18 protein-coding genes are annotated in these 20,991 nt (G+C 72.5%); 7 read left to right on the forward strand and 11 right to left on the reverse strand.

Annotated features, from left to right (window positions below; genetic code table 11):
* The first annotated feature begins 73 nt into the window (after positions 1 to 73).
* Positions 74 to 1,762 (forward strand): carboxylesterase/lipase family protein, encoded by a 1,689-nt coding sequence (locus AXF14_RS03390; protein WP_067940849.1) that lies wholly within the window; start codon positions 74 to 76, stop codon positions 1,760 to 1,762.
* Positions 1,763 to 1,868: 106 nt separating this feature from the next.
* Complete coding sequence (locus AXF14_RS03395) at positions 1,869 to 2,552, forward strand: hypothetical protein (RefSeq protein WP_067940851.1); 684 nt, start codon at positions 1,869 to 1,871, stop codon at positions 2,550 to 2,552.
* A 170-nt stretch (positions 2,553 to 2,722) separates the two neighbouring features.
* On the opposite strand, the gene clpB is transcribed toward AXF14_RS03395, so the two are convergent.
* Positions 2,723 to 5,443 carry an ATP-dependent chaperone ClpB gene (gene clpB / locus AXF14_RS03400; protein WP_067940852.1) on the reverse strand — a complete coding sequence of 907 codons (2,721 nt, stop codon included), beginning with the start codon at positions 5,441 to 5,443 and terminating at the stop codon, positions 2,723 to 2,725.
* A gap of 275 nt (positions 5,444 to 5,718) precedes the next feature.
* Here clpB and AXF14_RS03405 point away from each other — a divergent pair, with 275 nt between their 5' ends.
* A complete protein-coding gene (locus AXF14_RS03405; protein WP_067940854.1) occupies positions 5,719 to 5,901 on the forward strand; it encodes an Rv0909 family putative TA system antitoxin in 183 nt (60 codons plus the stop codon).
* A gap of 205 nt (positions 5,902 to 6,106) precedes the next feature.
* On the opposite strand, the gene AXF14_RS03410 is transcribed toward AXF14_RS03405, so the two are convergent.
* The 4 genes from AXF14_RS03410 to AXF14_RS03425 all read right to left on the reverse strand — a co-directional run bounded on the left by AXF14_RS03410 (position 6,107) and on the right by AXF14_RS03425 (position 9,776).
* Positions 6,107 to 7,366, reverse strand: coding sequence for an ABC transporter permease (locus AXF14_RS03410; RefSeq protein WP_084355318.1), 1,260 nt, complete (start codon positions 7,364 to 7,366; stop codon positions 6,107 to 6,109).
* The gene (locus AXF14_RS03415; RefSeq protein ID WP_067940856.1) at positions 7,341 to 8,054 is read right to left on the reverse strand and encodes an ABC transporter ATP-binding protein; all 714 of its coding nucleotides are present in this window, start codon (positions 8,052 to 8,054) and stop codon (positions 7,341 to 7,343) included. Before AXF14_RS03415 ends, AXF14_RS03410 begins: the two co-directional genes overlap by 26 nt.
* Complete coding sequence (locus AXF14_RS03420; RefSeq protein ID WP_067940858.1) at positions 8,051 to 9,217, reverse strand: peptidoglycan-binding protein; 1,167 nt, start codon at positions 9,215 to 9,217, stop codon at positions 8,051 to 8,053. The genes AXF14_RS03415 and AXF14_RS03420 overlap by 4 nt, the downstream gene beginning before the upstream one ends.
* A gap of 79 nt (positions 9,218 to 9,296) precedes the next feature.
* Complete coding sequence (locus AXF14_RS03425) at positions 9,297 to 9,776, reverse strand: hypothetical protein (protein WP_067940860.1); 480 nt, start codon at positions 9,774 to 9,776, stop codon at positions 9,297 to 9,299.
* Positions 9,777 to 10,037: 261 nt separating this feature from the next.
* Between AXF14_RS03425 and AXF14_RS03430 the strand changes: the two genes are divergently transcribed.
* Both AXF14_RS03430 and AXF14_RS03435 read left to right on the forward strand, forming a co-directional pair.
* Complete coding sequence (locus AXF14_RS03430) at positions 10,038 to 10,697, forward strand: response regulator transcription factor (RefSeq protein ID WP_067940861.1); 660 nt, start codon at positions 10,038 to 10,040, stop codon at positions 10,695 to 10,697.
* Positions 10,694 to 11,971, forward strand: a complete 1,278-nt coding sequence (locus AXF14_RS03435; RefSeq protein ID WP_067940863.1) for a HAMP domain-containing sensor histidine kinase — start codon at positions 10,694 to 10,696, stop codon at positions 11,969 to 11,971. The genes AXF14_RS03430 and AXF14_RS03435 overlap by 4 nt, the downstream gene beginning before the upstream one ends.
* Here AXF14_RS03435 and AXF14_RS03440 read toward each other — a convergent pair.
* Positions 11,915 to 12,469, reverse strand: coding sequence for a heat shock protein transcriptional repressor HspR (locus AXF14_RS03440; protein ID WP_067940866.1), 555 nt, complete (start codon positions 12,467 to 12,469; stop codon positions 11,915 to 11,917). The genes AXF14_RS03435 and AXF14_RS03440 overlap by 57 nt on opposite strands.
* Before the next feature lie 104 nt (positions 12,470 to 12,573).
* Here AXF14_RS03440 and AXF14_RS13130 point away from each other — a divergent pair, with 104 nt between their 5' ends.
* The gene (locus AXF14_RS13130; RefSeq protein WP_084355320.1) at positions 12,574 to 14,055 is read left to right on the forward strand and encodes an IS3 family transposase; all 1,482 of its coding nucleotides are present in this window, start codon (positions 12,574 to 12,576) and stop codon (positions 14,053 to 14,055) included.
* 125 nt (positions 14,056 to 14,180) lie between these two features.
* Here AXF14_RS13130 and AXF14_RS03455 read toward each other — a convergent pair whose 3' ends face one another.
* Positions 14,181 to 14,708 carry a YceI family protein gene (locus AXF14_RS03455; protein ID WP_067940868.1) on the reverse strand — a complete coding sequence of 176 codons (528 nt, stop codon included), beginning with the start codon at positions 14,706 to 14,708 and terminating at the stop codon, positions 14,181 to 14,183.
* A 169-nt stretch (positions 14,709 to 14,877) separates the two neighbouring features.
* Here AXF14_RS03455 and AXF14_RS03460 point away from each other — a divergent pair, with 169 nt between their 5' ends.
* On the forward strand, positions 14,878 to 17,196 hold the full coding sequence (locus tag AXF14_RS03460) for a prolyl oligopeptidase family serine peptidase (RefSeq protein WP_067940870.1): 2,319 nt from the start codon (positions 14,878 to 14,880) through the stop codon (positions 17,194 to 17,196).
* 162 nt (positions 17,197 to 17,358) lie between these two features.
* On the opposite strand, the gene AXF14_RS13550 is transcribed toward AXF14_RS03460, so the two are convergent.
* The 4 genes from AXF14_RS13550 to AXF14_RS03480 all read right to left on the reverse strand — a co-directional run bounded on the left by AXF14_RS13550 (position 17,359) and on the right by AXF14_RS03480 (position 20,889).
* Entirely contained in the window at positions 17,359 to 18,207 is an 849-nt protein-coding gene (locus AXF14_RS13550) for a hypothetical protein (RefSeq protein ID WP_067940872.1), read from the reverse strand.
* Positions 18,208 to 18,335: 128 nt separating this feature from the next.
* The gene (locus AXF14_RS03470; protein ID WP_067940874.1) at positions 18,336 to 19,076 is read right to left on the reverse strand and encodes a DUF4282 domain-containing protein; all 741 of its coding nucleotides are present in this window, start codon (positions 19,074 to 19,076) and stop codon (positions 18,336 to 18,338) included.
* A gap of 251 nt (positions 19,077 to 19,327) precedes the next feature.
* Positions 19,328 to 19,843: a heat shock protein transcriptional repressor HspR gene (locus tag AXF14_RS03475; RefSeq protein ID WP_067940876.1), complete on the reverse strand. Its 516-nt coding sequence runs from the start codon at positions 19,841 to 19,843 to the stop codon at positions 19,328 to 19,330.
* Positions 19,840 to 20,889, reverse strand: coding sequence for a DnaJ C-terminal domain-containing protein (locus tag AXF14_RS03480; protein WP_067940878.1), 1,050 nt, complete (start codon positions 20,887 to 20,889; stop codon positions 19,840 to 19,842). The genes AXF14_RS03475 and AXF14_RS03480 overlap by 4 nt, the downstream gene beginning before the upstream one ends.
* Positions 20,890 to 20,991 lie beyond the last annotated feature (102 nt).

The following is a 20,991-nucleotide window of genomic DNA, read 5'->3' on the forward strand; positions in this document are numbered from 1 at the left end:
ACGCCCGCGCGTCCGTGACGAGCGCCCGCGAGCGCGCGCCGACGCACCTCCGCCGTCGTCGAAGGAGACCGACATGACCACGCCAGGCACCACCGCCCGCGTCACCGACACCCCCGTCGCCGTCCCCACCGGGGAGCCGGGCCCGCTCGTCGCCGCCCCGTGCGGCCCGGTCCGCGGCGAGTGGCGGCGCATCGCCTCCGCGGAGGAGGGGAGCCGCTTCCAGCGCTCCGCCGCCTTCTACGGCATCCCCTACGCCGAGGAGCCCACCGGCAGGCTCCGCTTCATGGCCCCGGTGCCGCGCGCCCGCTGGACCGAGGAGCGCGACGCGACCACCCCGGGCGCCACTCCGCAGCGAGGCTCCATCTTCGACGACCCCGCGATCCCCGAGCCCTCCGTCCCCGGCGACGACGTCCTCAACCTCAACGTCTTCACCCCCGCCCCCGGCGACGACGCGGCCCGGCTGCCCGTCTACGTGTGGATCCACGGCGGCGGGTGGACCTCCGGCTCCCACAACTCCCCCTGGTACGACGGGGCCGCCTTCAACCGCGACGGCGTCGTCACCGTCTCCGTCGCCTACCGGCTCGGCTTCGACGGCTACGGCTGGGTCGACGGGTCCGACGCCCCCTACAACCGCGCCGTCCTCGACCAGGTCACGGCCCTGGAGTGGGTGCGCGACAACATCGCCTCCTTCGGCGGGGACCCCGACGACGTCACCATCGGCGGGCAGAGCGCCGGCGGCGGCAACTCCCTCGTCCTCATGACCGTGCCGCGGGCGAGGGGACTGTTCCACAAGGTCATCTCCGAGTCCGGTGCCGTCCCGGACCGCCCCGCCGAGGAGGCACGCGCCAACAGCATCGCGCTCGCCGCCGCGCTCGGCGTCGACCCCACGCTGGAGGGCTTCCGCTCCGCCACGTACGACGAGGTCTTCTACGCCTCCAACCGCATCGCCGACCAGTCCGTGAGCAACGACCCCGACGCCCGGCCGGACGCGACGGTCGACTCGGCCGACGGCAACGCGGGCGTCGCGGGCCCGGACCCCGTCGAGGCCGTCCGCAACGCCGTCGACGGGATGCCCCAGGACCTCGCCTTCATCCCGACCGTCGACGGGGACGTCGTCTCCGCGCCCCTCGCCGAGGCGCTCGCCTCGGGCCAGGGCTCCGACGTCGCGGTCCTCGCCGGCTCCACGACGCACGACTTCACGTTCGCAGGCCTCACCTACGCCGACTCCGCGGCCGGGCGCGAGCCGTGGGAGATCCTCACGCAGGCGGGGATCCCCGCCGAGCTGGCCGACGCCTACCTGGCGCACCACCCCGAGCACGCGGACGCGCCGCACCTCATCGTCGGCGACCTCGTCTCCGACTCCACCTTCCACGTGCCGCTCGTCGAGTGGTTCGAGGCCCGCGGGCGCGTGCCGGGCGGCACGGCCGGGCAGTGGGCCTACGAGTTCGCCTACGCCTGCGGCCCGATGAATCTGGCCTACCACTGCACCGAGGTGCCCTTCGCCTTCGACTGCCTCGCCGAGCCCTACTGCGGGCACACGCTCGGCGACGGCGCCCCGCAGGAGCTCGCCGACGCCGTCCACGGCGCCTGGTCGCGCTTCATCACCACGGGCGAGCCGGGCTGGCCGCAGTGGTCCGCGGACGCCGTCGGGCGCCGCTTCGGGGACAACCTCACGGGTCCGGTCGTCATCGAGCAGGACGTGCCGACCTTCGTCGTGGAGCGGGACCTCCTGCGTCTGCGCGAGGAGCGCGCCACCTCGTGAGCCGGACCGACGCCGGTCCTCCTCGCGGCCGAGGCGGCGGTCCGGGCCGGGCGCTACCCTCGTGGCACCCGGCCCGACTCGACTCTCCCACCAGGAAGGGACCGTCATGACCTCCCAGAAGCTCAACCGCGCGCTCGCGCTGCCCGCCGTCGCCACCCTGTCCCTCAGCGCGCTGGCCGCGTGCAGCCACGACTCCTCCGACGACGCGAGCGCCTCGGCGACGTCGTCGAGCGCCGCCGTCACCGTGACCGCGACCGCCACGGACGCGCAGACGACCGCACCCGCCGTCGAGGCCTCGAGCGCACCGGCAACCGAGTCGCCGATCGCGACCGGGACCGAGACGCAGACCCCGCTCGCGAAGGGGACCGAGGCGGCCGGTGAGGCACCGAGCCCGTCCCTCGAGGCGGCCCAGGCGGTCTGGTCGACGGCGGGTCAGGCGATCATCGACGGCGACGAGTCGGCCTTCCTGTCCGTGTCGAGCCAGTCGGTCCTCGACGAGCTGACCACCGAGCAGAAGGCCGAGACCGGCCCCGGCGACACGCTGAGCTGGAAGCACTGGGACGTCATGGGCGGTCATGACGCGACGGCCAGCCAGGACGTCAAGCACCAGGTGGGCTCCTGCGTCGAGGGCACCGGCAACGGCGTGACACCGCCGGAGGGCACGAGCGTCACCTGCGAGATCGACGCCGTGCCAACGGGCAGCGAGCCCATGCCGATGGGCTACTTCTTCCTCGGCCAGCAGTCGGACGGCAGCTACACGGTGCTCGGGTACCAGCGCAACTACCAGTGACGCGCGAGGGCTACCGATTACCGGGGCCCTTCTCCCCAACGCCGGTCCCGGCCGAGGCCCCCGCCGTCGACCGGCAAACGCACGCTCGACCGTCTGATTTCTGGAGATCAGACGGTCGAGCGGTGCATTGACGGTCGACCACCGACGGGGCCAACCGGCTCAGGCCGCGGTCACACGGCGGGCGAGGGGCTGGCGGCGCTCGGGGCCCAGGCCTCACCGCGGGCGGTGAGCGCCAGGCCGGCGAGCACACCCTCGGGGCTGACGTCGACAAGGACCTCCTGGCCGTCGAGCACCTCGCCGCCCAGGATCATGCGGGCCAGCTTGTCGCCGATCTCGCGCTGCACGAGGCGGCGCAGCGGGCGGGCGCCGTAGGCGGGGTCGTAGCCCTCGTCCGCGAGCCAGCTCCGGGCGTCGTCCGTGACCGTGAGCGTGAGGCGGTGGTCCGCCAGGCGCTCCTGCATCTTGGCGAGCTGGAGGTCGACGATGCGGCCGAGCTCCTCCTTGCTGAGCGGGTCGAAGATGAGCGTGTCGTCGAGCCGGTTGAGGAACTCCGGCTTGAAGTGCTGGTGCACGGCCGTCATGACCGAGTCGTGCTTCTCCTCCTCGGAGAGCAGCGGGTCGATGAGGAACTGGCTGCCCAGGTTGGAGGTGAGCACGAGGATGACGTTGCGGAAGTCGACCGTGCGGCCCTGGCCGTCGGTGAGGCGACCGTCGTCGAGCACCTGCAGGAGGATGTCGAAGACCTCCGGGTGGGCCTTCTCCACCTCGTCGAGCAGCACCACCGAGTAGGGGCGGCGCCGCACGGCCTCGGTGAGCTGGCCGCCCTCGTCGTAGCCGACGTACCCCGGAGGGGCGCCGACCAGGCGGGAGACGGAGTGCTTCTCCGAGTACTCCGACATGTCGATGCGCACCATGGCGCGCTCGTCGTCGAAGAGGAAGTCCGCCAGCGACTTGGCGAGCTCGGTCTTCCCGACGCCGGTGGGGCCGAGGAAGAGGAAGGAACCGGTGGGGCGGTCAGGGTCGGAGACGCCGGCGCGCGAGCGGCGCACGGCGTCGGCGACGGCCGCGACGGCCTTGTGCTGCCCGATGAGGCGCGAGCCGATGACACCCTCCATCTCGAGGAGCTTCTGCTGCTCGCCCTGCATGAGCTTGCCGACCGGGATACCGGTCCAGGAGGCGACGACCTCGGCGATCTCGGCGGGGCCGACCTTCTCGGCGATCATGGGCTCGGGCGCGGAGGCGCCGTCGCGCTGCTGTCCGTCGGGTCCGACGACGGCGCCGGCGGCCTGCTCGGAGGTCTCGGCGTCGCGGATCTGCTTCTCGAGGTCGGGCATCTCGCCGTAGCGGATGCGGCCGGCCTCCTCGAAGCGGCCCTCGCGCTCGGCGAGGTCGGCCTTGGTGCGCAGCTCGTCGAGGGCGGCGCGGAGCTCGCCGACCTTGTTGTGACCGGCCTTCTCCGCCTCCCAGCGGGCGTTGAGGGCGGTGAGCTCCTCGGTGGCGTCCGCCAGCTCGGCGCGCAGCCTCTCGAGGCGGTCGCGCGAGGCCGGGTCGGCGGCGTCCCCTTCCTCGTCGAGGGACTCGGAGAGGTAGGACTCCTCCATCGTCATGCGGTCCACGCGCCGGCGCAGCTCGTCGATCTCGACCGGGGAGGAGTCCAGCTCCATGCGGAGCCGGGACGCCGCCTCGTCGATGAGGTCGATGGCCTTGTCGGGCAGCTGGCGGGCCGTGATGTAGCGGTCGGAGAGCTGGGCGGCGGCCACGAGGGCGCCGTCGGAGATGGTGACCTGGTGGTGGGCCTCGTACTTGGGCGCGATGCCGCGCAGGATGGCGACGGTGTCCGCGACGGAGGGCTCGCCGACGAGGACCTGCTGGAAGCGGCGCTCGAGGGCGGGGTCCTTCTCCACGTTCTCGCGGTACTCGTCCAGGGTGGTCGCGCCGACGAGGCGCAGCTCCCCGCGGGCGAGCATGGGCTTGAGCATGTTGCCGGCGTCCATCGCGCCGTCGGAGCCGCCTCCGGCGCCGACGACGGTGTGGAGCTCGTCGATGAAGGTGATGACCTCGCCGTCGGAGGACTTGATCTCCTCCAGGACGGCCTTGAGGCGCTCCTCGAACTCGCCGCGGTACTTGGCGCCGGCGACCATCCCGGCGAGGTCGAGCGCGATGAGGCGCTTGCCGCGCAGGGACTCGGGGACGTCGCCCGCGACGATGCGCTGGGCGAGGCCCTCGACGACGGCGGTCTTGCCGACGCCGGGCTCGCCGATGAGGACGGGGTTGTTCTTGGTGCGGCGGGACAGGACCTGGACGACGCGGCGGATCTCGGCGTCGCGTCCGATGACGGGGTCGAGCTTGCCGTTGCGGGCGGCCTCGGTGAGGTCGGTGCCGTACTTCTCGAGGGACTTGTAGGTTCCCTCGGGGTTGGGGCTGGTGACGTGGGCGTTGCCGCGCACCTGCGGGAGGGCGTCGCGCAGGGCGGTCGCGGTGGCACCGGCGTCCGCGAGGAGGCGGGCGACCGGGTCGGTCGACGGGTTGCCGGCGGCGAGGGCGATGAGCAGGTGCTCGGTGGAGATGTAGTCGTCGCCGAGGGTCTTGGCCTCCTTGCCAGCGGCCTCGAGGGCGGCGAGGAGGGCGCGCGAGACCTGCGGCTGCCCCACGGAGGCTCCGGACGAGGCCGGGAGCTGGGTGAGGACACGGCGGGTGGCGGCGCCGACCGCGGTGCGAGCGGAGGGCTCGGGGTCGACGGCGGCGAGCAGGCCGAGGGCGACGCCGTCCTCCTGGCCGAGGAGCTCGGAGAGCAGGTGAGCGGTCTCGACCTGGGGGTTCCCAGCGGCCGCGGCGGCCTGCATGGCGCCGGAGATGGCCTCCTGCGACTTGGTGGTGTAGTTGGTGTCCATACGGACCTCCTTGAGGTTGGTAACGTCGTGCGTCTTCTGGCCATCTCAACCTTCACAGACTTGAGTCTATTCCGCTCAACTTCTCCGGCCGGAGGTCGGGGCGGCGGCCACGGCCCCGACGTCGCCAGGCGCCCGTGCGCGCACCGTCGTGACGCCACCCGTCGGCACGAGACCGACGCGGACGGGCTGCGGGTGACGCGGGTGCGCATACCTGGCGCCATTCGGAGGAGACCGACGTCGTCAGACGCCGCGTCACCCGACGAGAGGAGATTCACATGGGACTTGACGACCTGGCGCAGAAGGCCGGTGACGCTCTCAGCTCCGGCAAGGCCGAGGGCATCAGCGACAAGGCGCTCGACGCCGCCGCCGACGCGGCCAAGAAGGCGACCGGCGGCACGTACGACGACAAGATCGACGCCGCCCGTCAGGCCATCGACGGCAGGATCGGCACCGACTGATCCGTCCGGCAACCCGCCCGCTCAGGGCGCCGCGGCCTTCCGACCGCAGGAACGAGGGCCCCGCACCGTTCGGTGCGGGGCCCTCGTGCGGTCCCGGCCGATCTGGGCTCCTCTTCCCAGTCGCCCCCGACGTCGGTCACCGCTGTCCGGCCTCAGGCGCAAGAGCCCAGCCGTCTCCCCCGGGACCATCGGACCCGCAGCCCCCTTACTGCGCGTTGAGCGCAGCGGTCGGGGGTGTGCGAGAGGCTCGTACGGCCGGGTACACGCCGGCCAGGGCGCCGATGACGATGGTGACCCCCAGGCCGCCGGCGACGGCGACCACCGGCAGGGAGAAGGGCCAGCCGTTGGCGGCCGCCATCGCGGCGGTGACCCCGATGCCGATGGCACAGCCCAGGACGCCCCCCAGCGAGGCCAGCAGCAGCGCCTCGGCCATGAACTGCACCAGGATGTGTTCGCGCATGGCGCCCAGGGAGCGTCTCAGCCCGATCTCCCGACGTCGTTCCAGCACCGAGATGATCATCGTGTTGGCCACCCCGATGCCGCCCACGAGCAGGGCGATCGAGCCGACGCCCAGCAGCAGGCTGGTGAAGGCCTGGTCAGCCGCGTTCTTGGCCTCCAGGGCGTCCGAGGGGCGCGAGACCTTGACCTCGTTGGGGGCCTGGGGCGAGATCGACGGCGCGAGCACGCCGCGTACGGTGGAGACGGCGGCGTCCTGGCTGCGCACGTAGATCGTCGTCGGCTTGGCGTCACGGCCCAGCAGGCTGGTTGCCACGTCCTGGCCGATCAGGGCCGCGTTGTCGAGCTCGGGGGCCAGCACCACCGGCTTGAGGATGCCGACCACGGTGAACCAGTTGCCGCCGATCCACACATTGGTCCCCGACGAGACGACGCCCAGGCGCTGGGCGGCCGTGTGCCCCAGGACCGTGGCCGGGTACTGGCCGGTGGCCTCGTTGAGCCAGGTCCCCTTGTCCACCTGCCCGGCGACGACGTCGAGCAGCGACCTGTCGGCGGCCAGTGTGGTGATGCCGCCGGAGGCGTTTTTGTCGATGAGCGGGCTGCGGTAGACCAGCGAGTCCCTGACGAGGCTGGTGCTCGCGGCGCTCTCGACGTCGTCGATGAGCCGGACCTTGCCGACGGTGTCCTGCGGCAGGGAGGACGAGTTGCCGAAGAGGTCCTGGCCGGCGGTGACCGTCAGCAGGTTGGTCCCCAGGGACTCGAGCTGGGCGGAGAGCTGGGCCCGGCTGGAGGCCGAGATGCCCACCACCGCGATCATGGCGGCGATACCGATGGCGACGCCCAGGGCGGACAGGAAGGCGCGCGTGGGGCGGGCCTTGATGCCGGTCCCTCCCAGGCGCAGCACGTCGGACAGGCGCAGCCGCGAGCGCTGGAGCCGCCGGGCCGGGGCCCCGGACCCGCCGGCCCGCTCGGCCGTGGGCCGGTCAGACCGGTGCGTAGACGTCGTCATGGACGATCTCCTTCTGGCTCGAGTCCCCCACGATGCGGCCGTCGCGGATGGCGATCTGCCGGGGCAGCTGGGCGGCCAACTCGTTGTCGTGGGTAATGACGATGACCGTGGTGCCCTGACGGTGGAGCTCGTGGAGGAGCTCGACGATCGAGGCCCCGGAGGTGGAGTCGAGGTTCCCCGTGGGCTCGTCGGCGAGCAGCAGCGGCGGGTCGCCGACGACGGCGCGCGCGATGGCCACGCGCTGGCGCTCACCGCCGCTCATCTGGTGGGGACGGTGGTCGAGCCGGTGGGCCAGGCCGACGCGCTCGAGGGCGGCCCGGGCACGTCGGCGCCGCTCGGAGCGGGGGATCCCGTTGTAGAGCAGGCCGTCGGCGACGTTGTCGACCGCGTTGACGCCGTCGGCCAGGTGGAACTGCTGGAAGACGAAGCCGATGCGGCTGGCGCGCAGGGCCGAGAGCCTGGCGTCGGACAGGGAGCCGACGTCGACACCGTCGATCTCCACGGTGCCCGAGCTGGGCCTGTCCAGGGTGCCGATGAGGTTGAGGAGCGTGGACTTTCCTGAGCCCGAGGGACCGACGACGGCGACGAACTCGCCGTAGTCGACCTCCAGGCTCACGCCCGCGCAGGCGGCCACGGGCGGCTCCCCGTAGGTCCGATGCACGTCGCGCAGGGACAGGATGCTGCTCATGTCTGCGGCACCACCACTCGCTGTCCCTCGGAGAGGTCGTCGCCGGAGACCTCGACGCGCCCGCCGGCGAACAGCCCGACGGTGACCGGCACCTTGCGGGTGGTGCCGTCGGACTCGACGATCTCGACGCCGTACTGGTCGGGGGTCAGCGCCAACAGGGCCCCGACCGGCACCGACAGGACGCCCTCGCGCTTCTCGCTGGGCAGGTCGACGGTGACGGAGACCTCCTGGAAGCTGGCGGTCGCCGAGGCGTCGTCAAGGGTGACGGTGATGGGGATGACCCGTTCCTTCGAGTCGCTGGACCCGGACCCGGAGTCGGAGGACTTCTCCACGGGCGTGCCCACGGAGGTGATCGTTCCGGTGGTGGTGCTCGAGTCGGGCAGCCTGATGGTGACGGCGGTATCGACGACGGCGAGCCTCTGGTCGGAGAGCTTGATGTCGGCGTTGACCACCTGGGTGGTGGAGGTGACGTCGTAGAGCTCGGTGCCGGGGGCGATGCTGTCGCCCACCCGGGCGGTGACCGTCCCCACGCGCAGGTCTCCGGGCGTGAAGACCATCTGTCCCAGCGGGATGGTCCCGGTCTGGGGCAGTCCGACGGCCTTCTGCCACTTCATGATGGCGTTGGTGGTGTACCAGTTGAACTTGTCGTCGGGCTCGTAGTCGAAGTAGCCCATGTCCCGCAGGAGGGTCTCGAGTTGGAGGACGTCCTCGCCCTTGTCCATCCCGGCCTCGAAGGTGCGCCAGGCGGGCAGGGAGCCGTGCATGAGGTAGGCGATGTCCGTGCCCGTCCGGTAGAGGACGTCGCCCTGGGTCAGGACGGTTCCGGAGGAGGGCACCTGGATGAGGACGCCCTCGAAGCCCGCCTTGAGCTTGTGCGGGTCAGAGTAGCGCAGGGTCCCCGTCACGGAGGTCTCGCCCTGGAGGTCGCCCCTGGTGATGGTGTCAGTGGCGCCGGTGAAGGTCGAGGCCGTCGGCTGCGGCTCGGGGGCGAAGGGGCCGGTCTTGGAGGCGAAGGCGCCCGCGCCCGCGGCCAGGACCGCGACTGTCCCCATGGCCAGGAAGGTCCGGCGCCGGGTGCGGCGCACCACGCCCAGGTCTGCCGCCGCGTCGGTTGACGTGCCGGTCGAGCCGCCGTCCTGCGTGGAGGTGGTGGTCTTATCCATGTGTAAACCTGTCTGAGTGTGCCTTGCGCAGCTGCTCGGCCGCGCGAGTGGTCGGTCGTCTCCTGAGCGGGGCGCCGCGCTACTTGCTGCCGAGCTCGGAGAAGCACCTGTTCATGACGTCCTGGGGGATGTCGCCGCTGAGCTGGAGGCCCTTGTCGGCGTCGGGGTCGGGGTCGGGGACGTCGTAGCCCGCCTCGCGCAGGCACTCGGCGGCCCTGACCAGGTCCTGCTGCGTCTCGGGCTTGGAGAGGTCCTCGGTGCCCGGAGCGGGGCCGACGATCTGCTGGCACTCGTTGGCGGCCGCGTAGGCGGCGTCGGTCTCGGGGAACTGCATGTTGCCGTTGGCGTCGGGGTCGGAGACGTCAATGCCCTTGTCGCGCATGCACTGCGCCATCCTGAGCAGGTAGTCGTCTGCGCTGGTGGCGGAGGCGGAGCCCTGGGCGGCCGCATCCGTCTTGTCGGAGCCGGAGCATCCGGCCATGAGCCCGGCGGCGCACGCGACGCAGGTCAGCAGCGTGGCGGCGCGGGTGATGATCCGGGTGTTGAGGCTCTTGCTCATGAGAGAGGGTCCTTTCGGTGGATCGATGCCCGGGGTGCGGTGACGCCCCTTCGTTCGCAAGACAGCCAAGCGGCGGCGCTGTTGCCACGACATTCAAGGATTCGCTTATGTTGTGGCAACGCGGGGGCCGGGGTGCGGGCCGCGACCACGGGACAGGCGCGACATCGCGGGCCGGAAACGGGTAGACAAGGAGCAGCGGCCTCGGCCGGACCGGCCGAGCGGTGTGAGATCAATCAAGACCACAGCGAAGGAGACAGGACTATGCGCGTACTCGTCGTGGAGGATGAGGAGTACCTCGCCGAGGCCATCGCCACCGGGCTGCGGCGCGAGGCGATGGCCGTCGACGTCGTCGGTGACGGGGCTGGCGCCCTGGAGCAGGTGGCGACCAACGACTACGACATCATCGTCCTGGACCGGGACCTGCCCGTCATCCACGGCGACGAGGTCTGCCGGCGGGTGGTGGGCGAGCACCCCGGGACCCGGATCCTCATGCTCACCGCCTCCCGGACGCTGGACGCGCGCGTGGGCGGTTTCGAGCTCGGGGCGGACGACTACCTCACCAAGCCCTTCGAGTTCCCCGAGCTGGTGGCCCGGCTGCGGGCCCTGGGGCGGCGCAGCCAGCCCGCACGCACACCGGTCATCGAGGCCCACGGGGTGCGCCTGGATCCCTTCCGCCGGGAGGTCTACCGGGACGGGCGCTTCATTCGCCTGAGCCCCAAGGAGTTCGCGGTCCTCCAGGTCCTCATGGAGGCCGAGGGCGGGGTCCTGAGCGCCGAGGCGCTTCTGGAGAAGGCCTGGGACGCCAACGCGGACCCCTTCACCAACTCCACCCGGGTGACGATCTCCCACCTGCGCCGCAAGCTCGGTGAGCCGCGGGTGATCCAGACGGTCCCCGGCGCGGGCTACAGGTTCAGCGCATGAGCGGTCGGCAGGCCCCGCCCGACGGCGGGCGGCACGCCCCCGGCGCGCGGTCGGGACGCCGGGGGCGGTTGCACCGCCCCCGGCGCCTGAGCATCCGCACCCGTCTGACTCTGACCTACGCCGGTCTGGTGACGGCCTCCGGGGCGATCCTCATCGCCCTGGTCTACGTCTACACCCGCTATGTCACGCTCCACATCGAGATCAGCGGACCGGTCGGGGACACCGCCGTCGCGCCGGCCTCGCAGACCAGCGAGGTCACCCAGGTGGACACGAACCTGTTCGACCTGCTCGGCAGCATCATGCGTTCGGCCGTCGGCGTGCTGGTGCTGCTCGTTGTGCTCTCCGGCACCGTCGGCTGGGTCCTGGCGGGGCGGATGCTGCGTCCGCTGTCGTCGATGAACACGGCCGCCAAGCAGGCCACCTCGGGAGACCTCAGCCAGCGCCTGGCCCTGTCCGGCCCGCGTGACGAGATCCACGACCTGGCCGACACCTTCGACAACATGCTGGCCTCCCTGGAGCGGTCCTTCTCCGTCCACCGCCGGTTCGCGGCCAACGCCTCCCATGAGCTGCGCACGCCCCTGGCCACCACGCAGACGATGATCGACGTCGCCCTGTCCGACCCGCAGGCCTCCGCCGAGGACCTGCGCACCGTGCTCACCCGGGTGCTGGAGACGAACCGTGCGAACCGGGAGACGATCGACGCCCTCCTGGACCTGGCCGACGCCCAGTCCGGAAACCTGGAGCGCGAGGACGTGGACATTCGTGCGACGGTCCGCGACGCGCTGACCCTCGTCGCCCCGGAGGCCACCGAGCGCGACCTGCACGTGTCCTGCCACCTGCTGGCCGCCCACGTGCCGGGCGACCCGGTGCTGCTGCGCCAGAGCGTCTCCAACCTGCTGCGCAACGCGGTCCGTTACAACGTCGCCGGGGGCGGCATCACGGTGAGCATGGCGCGTGCGCGCGACGGCGTCCGGCTGACGATCAGCAACGACGGCCCCGTCGTGCCGGCGGACAAGGTCGACTCGCTGCGCGAGCCCTTCGTCCGCGGTGAGGGGCGGGGGCGGACCCGGGGCTCCGGGCACGGGCTGGGCCTGGCGATCGTGACGGCCGTGGCCACCGCCCACGACGGGCGGCTCCGCCTGAGGGCCAATCCGGCAGGAGGCCTGACCGCGGTCCTGGAGCTGCCGGCAGGCGAGGACGGGCGGAACACGGGCCCGTCACGCGAGAACGACTGGCGGTCGCCGACCGGGGGCCGGCGACCGCCAGGAGCGTGATGCCCTCGTTGGAACGAGTGTCGTACCGGCGACGCGAGCAGCGCGGCGCTCCGGACGGGGCCGTTCCGGACGGGCCTCGGTCAGGCGCTCGCCGTCCCCGCGGCCCTGCCGACCGGGGGTGACGACCTGGACCTCTCCGTCGGTCGCCGCGGCGAAGATCCGCTGGACGACGGCCTCGCGGGCGCGCAGGCGCGCATTGGCGGCCTCCAGCTCCTCGACCCTGGACCCCGGCTCGAGGATCCGGCGGACTCCCTCAAGGTTGACGCCCTCCTGGCTCAGGACCTGGACGCGACGCAGGCGCTCGACGTCCTGGTGCGAGTAGCGCCTGCCGCGGCCGCGGGTGCGGGCGGGACTCACCAGACCGAGGCGGTCGTACTGGCGCAGGGTCTGCGGGTGCATGCCTGCGAGGTCCGCGGCCACGGAGATGACGTAGACCGCCCGCTCCTCGGCGTCCTGGGCGAGGAAGGACAGGCCCTGACCGGTACGACGGCGGCTCACGTGCCGGCCTCCTCACGCAGCGCGGCACGGGGGTCCGTGTCCCCCATGGCGGTGTCAAGCCCCGGGTTTGATGGAGGCAGTGATGACAGGAAGGATCACTGCGCATGGGACAGAGGAAGTACCCGATCGAGCTTCGTGAGCGAGCGACGAGGATGACGCTGGAGGCTCTGGCGGACCCGGCCAGGTCTAAGGGGGCGATCAAGCCGATCGCCGACGAGCTCGGCATTCACCCGGAGGCTCTGCGCACCTGGGTCCGACAGGCCGAGGTGGACCAGGGCACCCGCCCCGGTACCACCACGAGCGAGGCTGAGAGGATCAAGGAGCCGGCGTTGGAGGTGCGCGAGCTTCGGCGGGCCAACGCGATCCGATGCGCGCCTCGGCTTTTCTCGCGGCGGAGCTCGACCGCCCCGCTGATCTGCCGCTACGTGGAGTCCAAGAAGGACGAGTTCGGGGTCGAGCCGATCTGCGCCACGCTGACAAGCGCCGGCGTCAAGATCGCCCCCTCCACCGTCGACGCGGCAAGGACCCGCCCGCCCTCACCACGCGCCAGGCGCGACGAGGTCCTCAAGGACGAGATCCGCGCCGTGCATGCTGAGAACTACTCGGCGTTCGGGGCCCGCAAGATGCACGTCATGCTGAACCGGCCCCTGGTCGCCGAGAGGCACGGGCAGGGACACGTGACCCGCTGCACGGTCGAGCGCCTCATGCGGAGCCTGGGGCTGCGGGGCACCCGGCGAGCCAAGACGCCTCACACGACGCGCTCCGCGCCGAGGGATCAGTGCCCCGCCGACCTCGAAACGGCCCTCGCCACCGCGACGGCGACGACGGACAAGGAGACGACGCACCTCTCCGAGGCTCAGGCGGCCCTGGCCGAGGCGCAGTTCGACGGAACCCCGACGTGGGACGCCCAGCAGGAGGTCATGAAGGCGAACGACGCCCTCAACGCCGCCCGGGTCGCGCAGGACTACGCGCAGGGCCGTCTCGACGGGGCCAAGGCCCTGGCCGAGACCGCCACGGCGGCGGCCGTCACCGCCCAGACGCGGCTCGACGGGCTCTCTGACGTCCTCCACGCCGCCATCGACCGCCTGAGCGAGCTCCTCGACGCCGCCGACAACGGCGACAACGGGAGCACCGGCAACGGCTCGACCGGCGCGGGCTCAACCTCCACCGGCTCCACCGGCGCCGACGGCTCCAGCACGGGATCCACCGGCGCTGAGAGCACGGGCTCCACGAGCACCGGTTCCACCTCCACGGGCGCCACCGAGATCGTCCCGATCACCGTCGACCCCGTCGAGGAGACCCCCGCCGCTCCGACCCCGGGCACGTCCACCACCACGGTGACCGACCCGGCCGACGGCTCCACCGTCACCGTCACCACGACGACGGACACGACGTCGACGACGGTCACGGTCAAGCACGACAACGGCAAGCAGGGCAAGGCCAAGGGCCACGACAAGGCCGCCAAGGCCGCCAAGGAGAACCCGGGCAAGGCCAAGGGCCGCCACGCCAAGGCCGCCTCGCCGAAGCCCGCCGCGGTCTCCGCCAAGGGTCTCAAGGCCGCGTCCTTCCGCGTCTACTCCTTCTGATGAGCAGCTCACGTGAGCCGTTCCGACAAGGGACGCCGCCCGGCGCGCTCATCGCGAGCACGCCGGGCGGCGTCGTCGTTCTCAGGTGCTCGGCGAGCGCCGAGCCGCTGGGAGGAAGCGGGCGATCAGGCCTGCTTGGTGGCCTCGATCTCGAGGGTGATGGCGATCTTGTCGCCGACGAGGACGCCGCCAGCCTCGAGGGCGGCGTTCCAGGTCAGGCCGAAGTCCTTGCGGGAGATGGTCGTGGTGCCCTCGAAGGCGGCACGGTCGGCGCCGAAGGGGTCGGTCGCGGTGCCGAGGAACTCGGTGTCGATGTCGACGGACTTGGTGACGCCGTGGATGGTGAGGTCACCGGTGAGGGTGAAGGACTCCTTGGTGCCGGCGACGTTCGTGGTGACGAAGGTCCACTCCGGGAACTGCTCGACGTCGAAGAAGTCGGCGGAGCGCAGGTGGTTGTCGCGGTCCTCGTTGCGGGTGTTGACGCTGGCGGCCTTGATGGTGGCGGAGGCGGTGGAGCCGACCGGGGTGGACTCGTCGACGACCTCGATGGTGCCGGCGAAGTCGTCGAGCTGGCCGCGGGTCTTGCCGATGCCGGCGTGGCGGACGGTGAAGCCGAGGGTGGAGTGGGCGGCGTCGATGACGTAGGCGGTCATGTGGTGCTCCTTGTTCAGGGTGGTCCGGTCCGGTTCAGCAGCGCCTCACCGGTTTGTTGACGGCTCAACCATATGCCCTCTTCGATCCCTTGTCCACCTTTCATAGGTGGCGTGCGACACACTCGAGATCACGCACGGCCCCGGCCCGGCGCCGTGATGCAATGACGCCATGACGACCTCCCCGCTCTCCCCCGCGGACCTCAGCGCCCTCCACGCCTCCCCCGAGCTCCCCGACGTCCCCGCCTGGCTCGACGACGTCGAGGGCGAGCAGGCCCTCGCCTGGGTCGCCGAGCGCAACGCCACCACCCGCGCCGAGTACGACGGCGACGCCCACCTCGAGGCCGTCCGCGCCGACCTCGAGGCCGCCTACGACTCCCCGGACAAGATCCCGGCCGTCACCGAGGTCGCGGGGATGCTCTACAACTTCTGGACCGACGCCGAGCACCCGCGCGGCCTGTGGCGCCGCACCACCTGGGACTCCTACCGCACCGGCGCCCCCGGTCCCGACGGCGAGGCCGCCGGGACCACCGAGTGGGAGGTCCTGCTCGACCTCGACGGGCTGGGCGAGGCCGAGGGCACCACCTGGGTGTGGCACGGCGCGGAGGTCCTGCGCGAGGGTCCGCTCGCCGGCCGCCGCGCCCTCGTCGACCTCTCCGACGGCGGCTCGGACACAGACGTCACCCGCGAGATGGACCTCGACACCCACGCCTTCATCGACCCCGCCGACGGCGGCTTCACCCGCGGCCCCTCCAAGGGCTCCGCGCAGTGGGCCGACGACGCCGGCGAGTCGATCCTCCTCACCGAGGACCTCGGCGAGGGCTCGCTCACGGACTCCGGCTACCCGCGCGTCCTCCTGCGCCTGGGCCGCGGCCGGTCGGTGGAGGACGCCGAGGTGCTCCTCGTCGCCCCGACCTCCTCGATCCTCGCCTACGGCTGGCGCGACCGCCACGGCCGCGTCTGGGCCGGGTACCGCCCCGACTTCTACACCGAGGAGATCTGGCTCCTCGCCGACGAGGCCCGCGGGCTCAGCCGTCCCGAGGCCGAGGCGGCCGTCGCGGGCGACCCGGAGGCCGTCCTCACCGCGGAGGGTGCGGCGCACATCGACGTCCAGCCCTCGGCCGAGGCCTTCGGCGTGAACCAGCAGCTCCTCATCACCCTGCGCGAGGACTGGCAGGTCGACGGGCGCACCTACCGCTCCGGCTCGCTCCTGGCCGCCCCGATCGACGACTACCTCGCCGACTCGCGAGACCTGACGACGCTCTTCGAGCCGACCGACACGGTCTTCCTCCAGGGCACGGCCCCGACGCTCCACCACCTCGTCCTCGCCGAGCTCGACGACGTCCTCGACCGCTTCGAGGTCCTCACCCCCGCGGAGGACGGCACGTGGTCGCGCCGCGAGCTCGACCTCGGCGCCCTCAGCGCCATGGGCTCCGGCGGCGCCGTCGAGTCCGGGGCGGGCGGCCCGGCGCCCGCCCCGGCCGACGCCGCGGCCGACCCCTCACTGCTGCGCCCGGGACGCCCGATCGTCTCCGTGCACGTCGGCGCCGTCGACTCGCGCACCAGCGACCGCCTCTGGCTCACCAGTATGTCCTTCACCTCACCGACGACGCTCGCCGTCGCCGAGCTCGACGCGACCGGCGCGCTCACCGCCGTCGAGTCGCTGCGCCGCGCGCCCGAGCGCTTCGACGCCGACGGCGTCGTCGCCTCCCAGCACGTCGCCGTCTCCGACGACGGCACCCGGGTCCCCTACTTCCAGGTGGGGCGCCCCGCCGTCGACGCCGCCGGCCGTCCGGCCCCCGCACCGGTCCTGCTCAACGCCTACGGCGGCTTCGAGATCGCCGAGACCGTCACGTACCTGGCCGGGATCGGGCGAGCGTGGCTGCAGGAGGGCGGCACCTTCGTCCTGGCCAACATCCGCGGCGGCGGCGAGTACGGACCGGCCTGGCACCGCGCCGGCCTCAAGGAGCACCGCCACCGCGTCTACGAGGACCTCGCCGCCGTCGCCCGCTCGCTCACCGAGCGCGGCGTGACGACGCCGGAGCGGCTCGGCGTCATGGGAGGCTCCAACGGCGGGCTGCTCGTCGGCAACATGCTCACCCGGTACCCGGAGCTCTTCGGGGCCGTCGTCTGCGAGGTGCCGCTGCTCGACATGGGCCGCTACACGCACCTGCTGGCGGGCGCCTCCTGGGCGGCGGAGTACGGGGACCCGGACGACCCGGAGCAGTGGGAGTTCATCAAGGGCTTCTCGCCCTTCCACCTGCTGCGCGAGGGCACGACCTACCCGCCGGTCCTCTTCGTCACCTCGACGCGCGACGACCGCGTCCACCCGGCGCACGCTCGCACGATGGCGCACCGGATGCTGTCGATGGGGCAGGACGTCACGTACTTCGAGAACTCCGAGGGCGGGCACGGCCGGGCCTCGACGAACGCGCAGCGCGCCTTCATGGTCGCCCTCGAGCACGAGTTCCTGCGCCGCCACCTGGGCTGAGCGCCGTACGGACGCGCCCGCGTCCGCCCCGCTCGCGCACCACGCACGACGCACCACGCACCACGCACCAAACCGTGACCTCGTCGGCAAACTGAGACGCCGTCGGCGCGACGGTTTGCCGCCGGCGTCATGGTTTGTGAGACGGGGCCGCGGTCAGGAGTCTCAGCGGCGGGCGGCGCGGACGCCTCCGGCGACCGTCGCGCCGAGGCCGATGAGCCCGACGCCGAGCGCGGTCGCCATGAGGATGCCGGCCTGGTCGACGTGGCTGGAGTCCATGGTCGGCCCGACGACCATGCCCTCGGTGCCGCCGGGGCAGGTGACGGTGTACCGGCCCGAGGCACTCGCCGTGAAGGAGGCGTAGGGCAGCCCCGTGTCGTCGGGGTCGTCGAGGGCGACGGCGTTGCCCGAGGGGTCCTCGACCGTGCAGCTGGTCGTCGAGCCGCCGATGGAGGAGGTGTAGACGGCCTGGTGGTCGCCGGCGTCGAGGTAGACCGTGCCCGCGGAGCCGAGGACGGTGCCGGAGGACAGCGGCCCCTGGACGACGAGCTCGACGGCGATCGCGGTGAGGACGAGCGGCACCGCGATGAGGAGCACGAGGCCGACGGTGAGCAGGCCCCAGCGCGAGCCCCAGGAGCGGCGGCGTCGGGAGGCGCCCGTGGGCGGGGCGGCCACCGACCGGGAGCGGTCCTCACCGGGGCGGCCGGGCACGGGCGCGCGGTAGGGGTCGGTGCCCTGCGCGGCGTCGTCGCGCCACGAGCTGCCGTCACCGAGAGCGCCTGCGGAGGCGCGTACGTTCTCACGGCTGGAGCGCCGACCGGCGTCGACGCCGGCGCCTCCCGCCACGGCGCCACGAGCCCCTCGGGCACGACCCGCGCTGGCACCGTCGGCCCCGCGGGCGGCCGCGGTGCCGGACGGCTCGATCCCCTGCTCGCGCAGGTACTCGGCCAGCTCCTCAGGGCTCAGCCGCTTGCCGTAGCGGGGCTCGCCGTCCTCGGTCTCGTAGGTGGGCACTCGGTCGTCTCGTCCTCTCGGTCGACCACGTGGTGTGGGCGTCTCCCGAAGCGTACAGGCCCCGGGGATGGCGGCGGCCGGCGGACGCGAGGGCGTCCGCCGGCCGTACCGGTGCGAGGTCGGGGGCGTCAGACCGCCGGGGCGCTGGGCGCGGACGCGTCCGAGGCCTCGGCGTTCCTGCGCGTGTTCCGCTCGGTGCGCACGACGGCGACGACGAGCTCGAGACCCAGGCGCACCGCGACGAGCTCGAGGACCGCGGGGATGATCCCGAGGATCGCGGCGAGGAGGAAGGCTCCGAAGCTGAAGCCGCCGCCCCAGCTGTCCATGCCCGCGGCGATCCCGACGAAGACGGCGAAGAAGAACCAGCTGAGGCCGACGCCGACCATCGACAGGATGTAGATGACCTTGGCCCAGGTGATGGTGATGTACTTCGAGAAGCTGAGGTCGAAGAGGGCGGTGAAGAAGTTGCCCTCGCCGCTCTTGGCGGGCGCGGCCGGGCCGCCCTGGTAGCCGGGCTGGTACTGGCCCTGCTGGTACTGGCCGGCCTGCGCGTAGGCGGCGTTGGGGTCGTAGGCGGCGTTGGGGTCGTAGGCGGGGGCGCTCGCGGCACTCGGCTGCTGGTACTGGCCGACGGCGTCGTAGGCGGGGGCGCTCGGTGCGCTGGGCTGGTACTGGGCGTAGGTGGCGGTCTGGTCCTGCTGGTAGGAGCCGGGCTGCTGGTAGGACTGCGTGGGGGCGGCGTCGGCGGAGTACTGGGACTGGTAGTCCGGGGCCGGGGCCGGGGGCTGCGGCGGCGCGTACGAGCCGGGCGCGGAGGGCGCCGACGGCGGGACGTAGGGCTGCTCGGGGTTCTGCGGCTGCTGGGACATCGATCCTCCTGGGGGACGGCGGTCAGCCGCAGACTACAGACGAGCGCGCCGCGGCCCAGGGACCGGCGCGTTGCCGCTCACCAGACGGACATGGCGCCGCCGTTCCTCCTCCCCGCGGTCGACCGCCAATGCACCAGTCGACCGCCTGATTCCTGGGAATCAGACGGTCGAGTGGAGCACTGCCGGTCGACGACGGCGGAGGTGGCGCGCACGGAGCTCAAAGCGCGCCCGCGGGAGGGCGGCGGCCGTGCTCAGAAGCGGGCGCGGACGGTGAGGGCCGTGGAGTGCCGGCGGCCCTGCTCGGCCACACGCTCGGAGCGCTCGGAGCGCTCCGCGACCCGCTCGGCCATCTCCTCGCGATCGACGGCCCGGGCGACGCGCGCCGAGACCACCTGGACCTCGCCGTCCGCGGCCGCGGCGAAGATCCGCTCGACGGCCGCCTGGCGCACGCGCAGGCGGCGGTTCTCCGCCTCGAGCTCCTCGAGACGGTTCTCGAGCTCGAGGATCCGGGCAATGCCCTCGAGGTTGACGCCCTCCTGGCTGAGGGCCTGGACGCGACGCAGGCGCTCGACGTCGCGGTGCGAGTAGCGCCTGCCGCGGCCGCGGGTGCGGGCGGGACTCACCAGACCGAGGCGGTCGTACTGCCTCAGCGTCTGGGGGTGCATCCCCGCCAGATCCGCGGCCACGGAGATGACGTAGACGGCGCGCTCGTCGGCGTCCTCGGCGAGGAAGTCAACGCCCTGCCCGGTGCGCCGTCGGGGGCTCACTGGCCGGCCTCCGACATGAGCTCAGCCCGCGGGTCGGTGCCCCCGAGGGACTCGTCGAAGGCCTCGAGGGCGGCCTTGGCGTCCTTGGAGAGCTTGCGCGGGACGGCCACCTGGACGGTGACGAGGAGGTCGCCGGTCCTCTTGCCGGTGGCCACTCCCTTGCCCTTGAGGCGCATGGTGGTGCCGGACTGGGTGCCGCCCTTGATCTTGACCTTCGTGGTGCCGCCGTCGAGGAGCGGGACCTCGACGGTCGCGCCGAGGGCGGCCTCCTTGAGGCTGACGGGCAGGTCCATGCGGAGGTTGGCGCCGTCGATGGAGTAGACGGGGTGCTTGGCGACGCGGATCGTGACGATGAGGTCGCCGTTCTCCCCGCCGTTGGCTCCGGCGCGCCCCTTGCCGCGCAGGCGGATCTTGCCGCCGTCGTTGACGCCCGCGGGGATGCGGACCTTCATGGTGCGGCCGTCGGCGGTGAGCTCGACGGTCGTGCCGGCCACGGCGTCGCGCAGCTCGATGGTGGCGTTGGTGAGGACGTCGGGGCCGCGCACGGGCTCGGGGGCGGAGCCGCCGAAGCCGAAGGGGCTGCGGGAACGGCCGCCGCCGAAGGGGCTGGAGCCACCGAAGGGGCTCTGGCCACCGGCCGCGCCGCCGAACATGCGCAGGATGTCCTCGTAGTCGGCCGCGGAGGTGCCGCCGGCGCCGCCGTTCGTGGAGAAGCGGACGTTGCCGCCTCCCCCGAACATGGAGGAGAGGATGTCCTCGAAGCCGGCTCCGCCCGCGCCGCCGGCGCCGGAGGTGAAGCGGGCGCCGCCGCCCGCCATGGAGCGGATGGCGTCGTACTGCTTGCGCTCGGACTCGTCGGAGAGGACCGCGTAGGCCTCCCCGATGTCCTTGAACTTCTCGGCGGCGACAGCGTCGTCGGGGTTGCGGTCCGGGTGGTACTGCTTGGCGAGCTTGCGGTACGCCTTCTTGATGGTGGCGGAGTCGGCGTCCTTGGCGACGCCGAGGACCGCGTAGAAGTCCTTGGTCATCCAGTCCTGGCTGGCCATGGGTCACCGCCTCCTGTTCGTGGTGGTCGTGGTGCTTGTCTTTTCGGGTGTCTGGTGTGCGACCCGACGGCAGGTCCCGCCTGGGCGGGCCCCACCGTCGGG

The sequence above is a fragment of the Actinomyces radicidentis genome, from assembly GCF_001553565.1.
Classification (GTDB): Bacteria; Actinomycetota; Actinomycetes; order Actinomycetales; family Actinomycetaceae; genus Actinomyces; species Actinomyces radicidentis.

Excerpts from the sequence above, each read along its gene's own strand:
- AXF14_RS03390 (WP_067940849.1), top strand. The coding sequence starts at position 74 with ATGACCACGCCAGGCACCACCGCCCGCGTCACCGACACCCCCGTCGCC.
- AXF14_RS03395 (WP_067940851.1), top strand. The coding sequence starts at position 1,869 with ATGACCTCCCAGAAGCTCAACCGCGCGCTCGCGCTGCCCGCCGTCGCC.
- clpB (WP_067940852.1), bottom strand. The coding sequence starts at position 5,443 with ATGGACACCAACTACACCACCAAGTCGCAGGAGGCCATCTCCGGCGCC.
- AXF14_RS03405 (WP_067940854.1), top strand. The coding sequence starts at position 5,719 with ATGGGACTTGACGACCTGGCGCAGAAGGCCGGTGACGCTCTCAGCTCC.
- AXF14_RS03410 (WP_084355318.1), bottom strand. The coding sequence starts at position 7,366 with ATGACGACGTCTACGCACCGGTCTGACCGGCCCACGGCCGAGCGGGCC.
- AXF14_RS03415 (WP_067940856.1), bottom strand. The coding sequence starts at position 8,054 with ATGAGCAGCATCCTGTCCCTGCGCGACGTGCATCGGACCTACGGGGAG.
- AXF14_RS03420 (WP_067940858.1), bottom strand. The coding sequence starts at position 9,217 with ATGGATAAGACCACCACCTCCACGCAGGACGGCGGCTCGACCGGCACG.
- AXF14_RS03425 (WP_067940860.1), bottom strand. The coding sequence starts at position 9,776 with ATGAGCAAGAGCCTCAACACCCGGATCATCACCCGCGCCGCCACGCTG.
- AXF14_RS03430 (WP_067940861.1), top strand. The coding sequence starts at position 10,038 with ATGCGCGTACTCGTCGTGGAGGATGAGGAGTACCTCGCCGAGGCCATC.
- AXF14_RS03435 (WP_067940863.1), top strand. The coding sequence starts at position 10,694 with ATGAGCGGTCGGCAGGCCCCGCCCGACGGCGGGCGGCACGCCCCCGGC.
- AXF14_RS13130 (WP_084355320.1), top strand. The coding sequence starts at position 12,574 with ATGGGACAGAGGAAGTACCCGATCGAGCTTCGTGAGCGAGCGACGAGG.
- AXF14_RS03455 (WP_067940868.1), bottom strand. The coding sequence starts at position 14,708 with ATGACCGCCTACGTCATCGACGCCGCCCACTCCACCCTCGGCTTCACC.
- AXF14_RS03460 (WP_067940870.1), top strand. The coding sequence starts at position 14,878 with ATGACGACCTCCCCGCTCTCCCCCGCGGACCTCAGCGCCCTCCACGCC.
- AXF14_RS03470 (WP_067940874.1), bottom strand. The coding sequence starts at position 19,076 with ATGTCCCAGCAGCCGCAGAACCCCGAGCAGCCCTACGTCCCGCCGTCG.
- AXF14_RS03480 (WP_067940878.1), bottom strand. The coding sequence starts at position 20,889 with ATGGCCAGCCAGGACTGGATGACCAAGGACTTCTACGCGGTCCTCGGC.